Below are 8553 nucleotides of genomic sequence, written 5' to 3' on the forward strand. Positions count from 1 at the left end.
GCGTCTTTGTTTTGATCGAGCTTATTTCTAGAGGCGAATTTCCATGGCTGACTTTGGCGGCGACGACACCGAGGCCTTCCGCGGCGAAGCGAAGGCTTGGCTGGAGGCCAACTTCCCCAAGGCGCTGAAAGCCGATCCGGCGGCTCAGCTCTCCGCGCAGAGCGGCGGCAAGGAAACCGCCGACGCCAAGGCGTGGCGCGAGGCCATGGGCGCCAAGGGCTGGGGCACCCCGACCTGGCCGGCCGAGTACGGCGGCGGCGGCCTGACCCGCCAGCAAGCCCGCGTGCTGCACGAAGAAATGGCCAAGGTCGGCGCCCGCAACCCGATCGGCGGCATGGGCGTGATGATGTTCGGCCCGACCCTGATCGAGTACGGGACCGAGGAGCTGAAGCGCCAGCACCTGCCCGGGATCATCACCGGCTCGGTCCGCTGGTGCCAGGGCTACTCCGAGCCGGGCTCGGGCTCGGACCTCGCCTCGCTGCAAACCCGCGCCGAGGACAAGGGCGACCACTACCTGGTCTCGGGAAGCAAAATTTGGACATCCGGTGCAAATTTAGCCGACTGGTGCTTCTGCCTGGTGCGCACCGACACCAGCAAAAAGCATGAGGGCATCAGCTTCCTGCTGATCGACATGACCTCGCCCGGCGTCGAGGTCCGGCCGATCCTGCTGATCAACGGCACCTCGCCGTTCTGCGAGACCTTCTTCACCGAGGTCACGGTTCCGAAGAACCAGCTGTTCGGCCCGCTGAACGGCGGCTGGACGGTGGCCAAGCGGCTGCTGCAGTTCGAGCGCGACAACATCTCGGCGGGTCTCGGCGGCGGGTCGATCGGCGCGCCGGTCAGCGCCCTGACCGTCAAGCAGGCGGCCAAGGACTATGTCGGCGTCGATGAGACCGGCCGGCTGGCGGACGGCGATTTCCGCCGCCGGGTGACCGAGCACCTGATGGAGGTCCAGGCCTTCCAGCAGACCGTGCGCCGCGCCGCCGACGAGGCCAAGGCCGGCAACGGTCCTTCGGCCGCGACCTCGATCATGAAGTACGCCGGCGCCAAGGTGGCGATGGACCGCAACGAACTGATCGTCGAGGCCCTAGGCTCGGCGGGCCTGGGCTGGGACGGCGACGGCTTCGCCGGGCCGGAGCTGGCGGCGGTCCGCACCTGGCTGCGCTCGAAGGGCAACTCCATCGAGGGCGGAACCTCGGAAATCAATTTGAACGTCGTCTCCAAGCGGGTGCTGGGCCTGCCTGATCCCAAGTGATTTCACCCCCTCCCCGCGCGGAGGGGCGTGTTATAATGACCAATAACATAATGAATATTAGGGAGAATTTTCATGGCTGATTTTGGCGGCGCCGATCTGGAAGGCTTCCGCGCCGAAGCCCGCGAGTGGCTTGAGGCGAATTTCCCCAAGGCCCTGGGCGAGGATACCGCAGCCCAGCAAGCCGCCGTAATGAGCCCTGAAAAACCGACCGGCGACCTCGCGATCTGGAAAGAGCGCATGGGCGCCAAGGGCTGGGGAACCCCCACCTGGCCCAAGCAATACGGCGGCGGCGGCCTCTCGGCGGCCGAGGCCCGCGTCCTGGCCCAGGAGATGGGCGAGATCGGCGCGGTGAACCCGATCGGCGGCATGGGCATCGCCATGTTCGGCCCGACCCTGCTGGAATACGGCACCGAAGAACAAAAGCAGAAGTATATCCCCGACATCGTCACAGCAAAGATCCGCTGGTGCCAAGGCTTCAGCGAGCCCGGCGCAGGTTCCGATCTCGCGTCGCTACAAACCAAGGCTGAAGACAAGGGCGATTACTGGATCGTCAACGGCTCGAAGATTTGGACGAGCGGTGGTCAATACGCCGACATGATCTTCTGTCTTGTCCGCACGGACCCGACCAAGAAGCATGAAGGCATCTCTTTTGTCGTCTTCGAAATGCATCAACCGGGCATCGAGGTGCGGCCGATCAAGCTGATCGCCGGCAACTCGCCCTTCTGCGAAACCTTCTTCACCGACGTGAAGGTGCCCAAGACCAATCTGGTCGGCCCGCTGAACGGCGGCTGGACGGTGGCCAAGCGCCTGCTGCAGCACGAACGTTCGGGCATGAACGGCAGCCGCGGCGCCGGCGCCCGTCCCGACGCCCTGGGCGTGATCGCCAAGAAGTATGTCGGCGAGGACGAGCAAGGCCGGCTGGCCGACAGCGACCTGCGCACCCGCATCGTCATGAACGAGATCGACCAGCGCGCCCTGCAGCAGACGGTCCGCCGCGCGGCGCTGGAGGCCAAGGGCAATTCGGGCCCCTCGGCGGCGACCTCGATCATGAAGAACGCCAACATGAAGGTGACGCAGGACCGGGCCGAGCTGACCCTGGAGTTCATGGGCCACCAGGGCCTAGGCTGGGACGGCGCTGACTTCACCGACGAGGAACGCGCCGCGGTGCGGACCTGGCTCTCGGGCAAGGCCGGCTCGATCTACGGCGGCTCCAACGAGGTGCAGAACAACATCATCTCCAAGCGGATCCTGGGACTCCCCGACCTGACCCAGAGCCACTAGGGTGATCGCCATACCCGCTCGCGCAGGCATTTCAGCTTGGCGAGCGGGGAATAGACATAACGACTTTCAGACGACCTGATATTTTAGGAGACGATTTCAATGGCTGATTTTGGCGGCGGCGACCTCGACGCCTTCCGCGCGGAAGCGCGGAGCTGGATCGAGGCGAATTTCCCGCCCGCGCTCAAGGGCAAGCCCAACCCGATGATGCGGGAAGAGCGTAACAACCCGAGCCCGGACCAGGAAACCTGGCGCAAGGCGATGGGCGAAAAGGGTTGGGGCGTCCCGACCTGGCCGGCGGCCTATGGCGGCGGCGGTCTGTCCTCGGCCCAGGGCCGGGTGATCCAGCAGGAGCTGGGCCGCGCGGGCGCCTATAACCCCATCGGCGGCATGGGCGTGATGATGTTCGGCCCGACCCTGCTGGAATACGGCACGGAAGAGCAGAAGCAAGAGCACATCCCGCCGATCGTTCGTGGTGATCTGCAATGGTGCCAAGGTTTCAGTGAGCCGGGCGCAGGTTCCGATCTCGCCTCGCTTCAGTGCAAAGCTGAAGACAAGGGTGACCATTACCTGGTGAACGGCCAAAAAATCTGGACGAGTGGCGCCCAATACGCTCAGTGGTGCTTCTGTCTTGTTCGGACCGACACCTCGAAGAAGCATGAAGGCATTTCCTTCGTGCTCTTTACTATGGACCAACCGGGCGTCGAAGTTCGCCCGATCCCGCTGATCGCCGGCAACTCGCCGTTCTGCGAAACCTTCCTGACCGACGCCAAGGCGCTGAAGAAGGATCTGGTCGGCCCGCTGAACGGCGGCTGGACCATCGCCAAGCGGCTGCTGCAACACGAACGTTCGGGCCTGTCGGGCGCGGGCGGCGGCGGATACGGCGGCGCCAAGCCGCTGCCGAAGCTGGCCAAGGACTATGTGGGCGTCGACGAGAGCGGCAAGCTCTCCGACAGCGACCTGCGCACCCGGATCATCATGAACGAGATCGACGGCCGCGCCTTCCAGCAGACCGCCGTGCGCGCGATGATGGAAGCCAAGGGCAATTCGGGTCCCTCGGCCGCCACCTCGATCATGAAGAACGCCGGCACCCGCTGGATGCAGGACAAGGCCGAACTGACCCTGGAGATCATGGGTCACCAGGGCCTGGGCTGGGAAGGCGACGCCTTCAACGCCGACGAGCTGACCGCGGTGCGCTCCTGGCTGGGCGGCAAGGCCACGACGATCTACGGCGGCAGCCAGGAGGTGCAGAACAACATCATCTCCAAGCGCATCCTTGGTCTGCCCGACCTGACCCAGAACAACTAACCATCAGAACAACCACAGATTTTTAGAGAATAGGATTTCGAAACATGGCCGTTCTGAACGAAGAACAGAGCATGCTCCGCGACGCGGCGAAGAGCTGGGTCCAGGAAAAGAGCCCGGTGACCGCCTTCCGCAAGATGCGCGACTCGGGCGTTGAACTTGGCTACGACGCCGCCGCCTGGAACGAGCAGGCGGAAATGGGCTGGGCCGGGGTCATCATCCCCGAGGACTTCGGCGGGTCGAACTTCGGCTACCTGTCGCTGGGCCTGATCCTTGAGGAGATGGGCCGCACGCTCACCGCCTCGCCGCTGCTGGCCTCGGGCCTGGCGGCCGCCAGCGCCCTGATCCTGGGCGGTGACGACGCCCAGAAGGGCGAGTACCTGCCCAAGATCGCCGACGGCTCGCTGGTCGCCACCCTGGCGGTCGACGAAGGCGCGCACCACGCTCCGGAAAAGGTCGCGCTCGCCGCCACCAAGTCCGGCGCCGGCTACGTGCTGGACGGCAAGAAGACCTTCGTCCTCGAAGGTCCGGCCGCCGGCCTGTTCGTGGTCTCGGCCCGCACCTCGGGCAAGCCGGGCGACAAGGACGGCGTCAGCCTGTTCCTGGTTCCCGCCGACGCCAAGGGCGTGACCAAGACCAACCTGAAGCTGGCCGACAGCCGCGGCGCCTCCAACGTCGCCTTCGACAAGGTCGAAGTCGGCGCCGGCGCTCTGCTGGGCGCTGAAGGCAAGGGCTGGGACGTCCTGGAAAAGACCCTCGACCGCGCCCGCGCCGGCGTCTCGGCTGAAATGCTGGGCGCCGCCGTCCAGGCCTTCGAGACCACCCTCGACTACCTGAAGGTCCGCGTTCAGTTCGGCCAGGTGATCGGCTCCTTCCAGGCGCTGCAACACCGCGCCGCGAAGATGTTCACCGACCTGGAACTGGCCCGCTCGGCCGTTGAAGCCGCCCTGGCGGCGATCGACGCCGACAGCCCGGACGTGCCTGAACTGGTCAGCCTGGCCAAGGCCAAGATGGGCGACACCTTCCACCTGGTGTCGAACGAAATGGTCCAGATGCACGGCGGCATCGGCATGACCGACGCCCACGACGCGGGCTTCTACATGAAGCGCGCCCGTGCGGCCGAGGCGGCCTTCGGCAGCCAGTCCTATCACCGCGACCGCTACGCGAAGATCCAGGGCTACTAAGACCTACAGGCCATAAGAGCCTGAAACTCGAAGCCCCGCCGGTGCGAACCGGCGGGGTTTTTCATGTGTGGGCCGGCACGGGCCGCAGGCGGTCGATGACCGCTATATCGGGCCGGCTTAAGAGCGGCCCAATTCCAACTTCAGACTGTCGCAGGTCCAAGCGGGTCGCAAATGGGCGAGCACGCTCATCGCCCGGGAGGGGATGCTCGCGATGGCTGTAAGGGGGCCGTTCACCCGCAGCATCCATGTTGCGAAGTGCAGGTCCAGCCTCTCGATGGTTGGCTCGCGCCCCAAGGAGGAAGTCGGATGCGCAAACTTTTCCCAATAATGGTCGCATTGCACGTTGGTCTAGTAGGCGGCGTCGCAGTTGCGGATCCCTCGCCGCACACCCTGACGACGCAGGGCGTGGCTGCGGAACTGAAGGACGGAGGCTGGCATCTCGAAGGGTTGACCGTGACCCCCAACAGCGACGGACGCAGATCGTTCGGGCCGAGCGCCCCCTCGGAGGTGATGAACGTCTACGTTGTCGAAACCGGCGATGGGGGCACGCAATTCGTTCTCGTCAAATACGTTCCCATCAACGACCCTGCGGCCCTAGAAGGAAAGAAGCCGCCAGCCTTCGATGTGATCGCACGCCTGGCTCGCCTCGCCGACCCTTCGTGGGGCAGCGCGGCCGACGATCTATTCCAGGGAAGTGCTGAGGCCTGGCATATTGGCGATCAGGTCACCGTCCGGCGAGAAGGGGCGGTAGTGCACCTTGCAGGATCACCCCCTGACTTGATGTTCCTCCTGATCGTTGTCGATGGCGCATGCGACCTACACGCCGTCCTCAGCGCGCGCGCCGGTTGCGACATCGCTGAACGTCCTAGGCCGGAGAGACCAAACTCCTGATCCGCCGTCTCGGCGTGCTGGTGGCAAACAACCGGTCCGAAAGTCTCTGATGGGTCGAATGCCGAAGTCAGCTCCTTACCGCAATGCGGATGCCCTTCGGGTCAGCGTCAGGTTGGACCGGCACGCTACCGATCGCCGCCGAGCGGTTGCGCCAGTCCGATGAGAAGCCCTTCGGGGCCGCGGATGTAGCAGAGCCGATAGACGTCCTCGTACTGGACCACTTCGCCGACGAGCTGCGCACCGTGCTTGCTAAGCCGGGCGAGGGTGTCGTCCATGTCGCTCACCGTAAACATGGCGCGCAGGTAGCCAAGGGCGTTCACCGGGGCGTTCCGGTGATCGGAGACGACAGCGGGGGTGAGAAAACGCGAGAGCTCGAGGCGGCTGTGGCCGTCGGGCGTGACCATCATGGCGATCTCGACGCGCTGATCGCCCAGTCCGGTGACGCGTCCGGCCCATTCCCCTTCGACCACGGCCCTCCCCTCGAAGGTCAGGCCGAGCTCGGTGAAGAAGGAGATGGCGTCATCGAGGGATTCCACCGCGATGCCGATATTGCCCATGCGTAGCAATTTGCTGGTCATGATTTCGGTCCTGTCCCTGCTGATGGTGTCGCTGCGAGGCGGCCCTCGCCCCAGGGACGGCGACCATGCCAAACCTGGACAGAAACTCCAGGTCGCTACGCGGCGCGCGAGCGCACGCGATCCTAGTAATTTTAACTCTAAATCGACTGTTGGTTGATTAACTCCAACAAGCGGCGCCAGAAGGCGCAGCTGTTTAGGGGGGATATCAATGACTTATGTGAGCCGGCGCCTGGTGCGCCTGGTCGCGGTCCTGTGCGCGGGATCGTCCTTGGCCGCGTGCGCGACGGTCACCCGTGGGTCCGAGGACGCCTGGGTCGTCAACAGCGAGCCGTCGGGCGCCAAGGTGGAGACCACCAACGGCCACCAGTGCCAGGCGACGCCCTGCGCGATCAAGATGAAGCGCAAATCCGAATTCACCGCCACCCTGACCAAGCCGGGCTACAAGCCCGCGACCGTCCAGGTCAGCCACAAGACCGCCGGCGCGGGCGCGGCCGGCGTCGCCGGCAATGTGCTGGTCGGAGGGGTGATCGGCATCGGCGTCGACATGTACACCGGCGCCTCGCAGGACCTGGTTCCGAACCCGGTGACCATCAAGCTGGAGCCGGAAGAACGGTCCCCGGCCAAGATCATCGAATAGGTCGCCGCACGTCGGCGATTGAAGATCGAGAGCCCCGTCGGTGCGAGCCGGCGGGGTTTTTCGTTTGGAGAGCCCGCCGCGCGGGCGGCGCTCAAAGCTCCGTAGCCGGAGCGAATGGGTCCCGGCCTTCCGCTCCGCTACAGCCGGGATGACAGCTGTATTGGGCGTCGACACGCCTCAGCAGGCCTGGGCGGTCAACGGCGACCAGATCAGCCCGATACCGCCGAAGTAAGGCCGAACGTCAGCCGTAGCCAAGCGCAGTCAGCAGCAGGATCACCCCGAAGCCGATCCAGTCGTTGGCGATGTGGGCGATGGTGGAGGACCAGAGGTTCTTGGTGATCAGGTAGGGAATGGTCAGCACCAGCCGGGCCGTGCCGATGATCAGCAGGGCTTGGCCCAGATGCCATTGATAGGTCGAAAGGTGCAGCGCGCCGAACAGCGCCGCTGACCCGATCCACGCGACCAGGATCGCGACCTTACGTGGCGCCTTGTGGGTGCTGAGGGCGGTGAGCAGCGCCAGGAAGGGAATGATCGTGACCAGCTCCTCGCCCAGCAGCTGGGGCGCGGTCGCGGCGACGAACAGCGCCAGGTCGGCGCCCTGGAGCTTGAGCAGGATCGCCCCGACGGGGTTGGCCGAGGTCAGCCCCACACGCATCACGCCGACCGCCACGGCCGCCGACATCAGCAGGGTCAGGGGCGCGAAGGCCAGGCCGATCCAGACGTCCCTGGCGGTGGGCGGGTGGAACATCGCGGCCCAATGCCTGCCGGTCGCCATGCGCAGGCCGAGCATGGGCAGCAGGACGAAGAGCCCGACGCCGATCCATCCGCCGAGGCGGCCTGGCAGGAGGGATGGCGACAGCAGCAGCGCGGCGAAGCCGGCCGCCAACAGCGCCAGGACGACCAGCCAACCCCACAGGGAAATGCGGACCGGATCGCCGCCGTAGAACGGAAAATCGCGGTGCGACGCCTGCATGCTGGCCAACTCCCCCGACACGACGGCCTTGCCTAGCACGTATCGGCCCGGCTTGGCGGCTTAGCCCGCGTCAGAATTGTTCTTCTTTTGTTCTTGAAAATCGATCTTCTGGCTTATGCTTCCGGGGGTGAGCTCCCCGCCCTCCCTTGACCGTCCCTGGATCCCGCCGCGTCAGCAGGCCGTGCCGCAGATGGACCACACAGGGGGCGCGAAAGCCTCGCAGTACCGGCGCGAGATCGGCAAGGTGATCTGTGCACGGATCGATGCCGGCGAGACGATCCGGTCGATCGCCGCCGATCCGGCCATGCCGTCCTACGCCACCATCTTCCGCTGGACCAAGGTGAGCCCGGAGTTCGCGGCGATGTACGGGCCGGTGCGGCGGCTGCATCTGGGTCCCTGTATGTTGATGAGGCCGATGTTTAGTCTGTCGGTGGCGGCTGTGGCGCGATGGG

General features: G+C 65.4%; 9 protein-coding genes. 7 read left to right on the forward strand and 2 right to left on the reverse strand.

Annotated elements, in window-relative coordinates:
* The first annotated feature begins 43 nt into the window (after window positions 1-43).
* From ASE02_RS08755 to ASE02_RS08775, 5 genes are all read left to right on the forward strand, one after another.
* Window positions 44-1255 (forward strand): acyl-CoA dehydrogenase family protein, encoded by a 1212-nt coding sequence (locus ASE02_RS08755; RefSeq protein ID WP_056733242.1) that lies wholly within the window; start codon window positions 44-46, stop codon window positions 1253-1255.
* A 72-nt stretch (window positions 1256-1327) separates the two neighbouring features.
* Window positions 1328-2536 (forward strand): acyl-CoA dehydrogenase family protein, encoded by a 1209-nt coding sequence (locus ASE02_RS08760; protein WP_056733243.1) that lies wholly within the window; start codon window positions 1328-1330, stop codon window positions 2534-2536.
* 99 nt (window positions 2537-2635) lie between these two features.
* Window positions 2636-3841, forward strand: coding sequence for an acyl-CoA dehydrogenase family protein (locus ASE02_RS08765; RefSeq protein WP_056733245.1), 1206 nt, complete (start codon window positions 2636-2638; stop codon window positions 3839-3841).
* A gap of 44 nt (window positions 3842-3885) precedes the next feature.
* Entirely contained in the window at window positions 3886-5022 is a 1137-nt protein-coding gene (locus ASE02_RS08770; RefSeq protein ID WP_056733247.1) for an acyl-CoA dehydrogenase family protein, read from the forward strand.
* Between the two features lie 306 nt (window positions 5023-5328).
* The gene (locus tag ASE02_RS08775; protein ID WP_056733249.1) at window positions 5329-5913 is read left to right on the forward strand and encodes a hypothetical protein; all 585 of its coding nucleotides are present in this window, start codon (window positions 5329-5331) and stop codon (window positions 5911-5913) included.
* Window positions 5914-6038: 125 nt separating this feature from the next.
* On the opposite strand, the gene ASE02_RS08780 is transcribed toward ASE02_RS08775, so the two are convergent.
* A complete protein-coding gene (locus tag ASE02_RS08780; RefSeq protein WP_056733251.1) occupies window positions 6039-6491 on the reverse strand; it encodes a VOC family protein in 453 nt (150 codons plus the stop codon).
* 208 nt (window positions 6492-6699) lie between these two features.
* On the opposite strand from ASE02_RS08780, the gene ASE02_RS08785 reads away from it, so the two are divergent.
* Complete coding sequence (locus ASE02_RS08785) at window positions 6700-7128, forward strand: PEGA domain-containing protein (protein WP_056733252.1); 429 nt, start codon at window positions 6700-6702, stop codon at window positions 7126-7128.
* Window positions 7129-7369: 241 nt separating this feature from the next.
* Here the strand turns inward: ASE02_RS08785 and ASE02_RS08790 are convergent, their stop codons facing one another.
* On the reverse strand, window positions 7370-8101 hold the full coding sequence (locus ASE02_RS08790) for a CPBP family intramembrane glutamic endopeptidase (protein WP_056733254.1): 732 nt from the start codon (window positions 8099-8101) through the stop codon (window positions 7370-7372).
* A 190-nt stretch (window positions 8102-8291) separates the two neighbouring features.
* On the opposite strand from ASE02_RS08790, the gene ASE02_RS08795 reads away from it, so the two are divergent.
* Window positions 8292-8553, forward strand: a 262-nt coding sequence (locus ASE02_RS08795) for a hypothetical protein (RefSeq protein ID WP_200957648.1), incomplete at its 3' end; no start/stop codon positions are given.

The organism is Phenylobacterium sp. Root700 (assembly GCF_001429025.1).
Classification (GTDB): Bacteria; Pseudomonadota; Alphaproteobacteria; order Caulobacterales; family Caulobacteraceae; genus Phenylobacterium.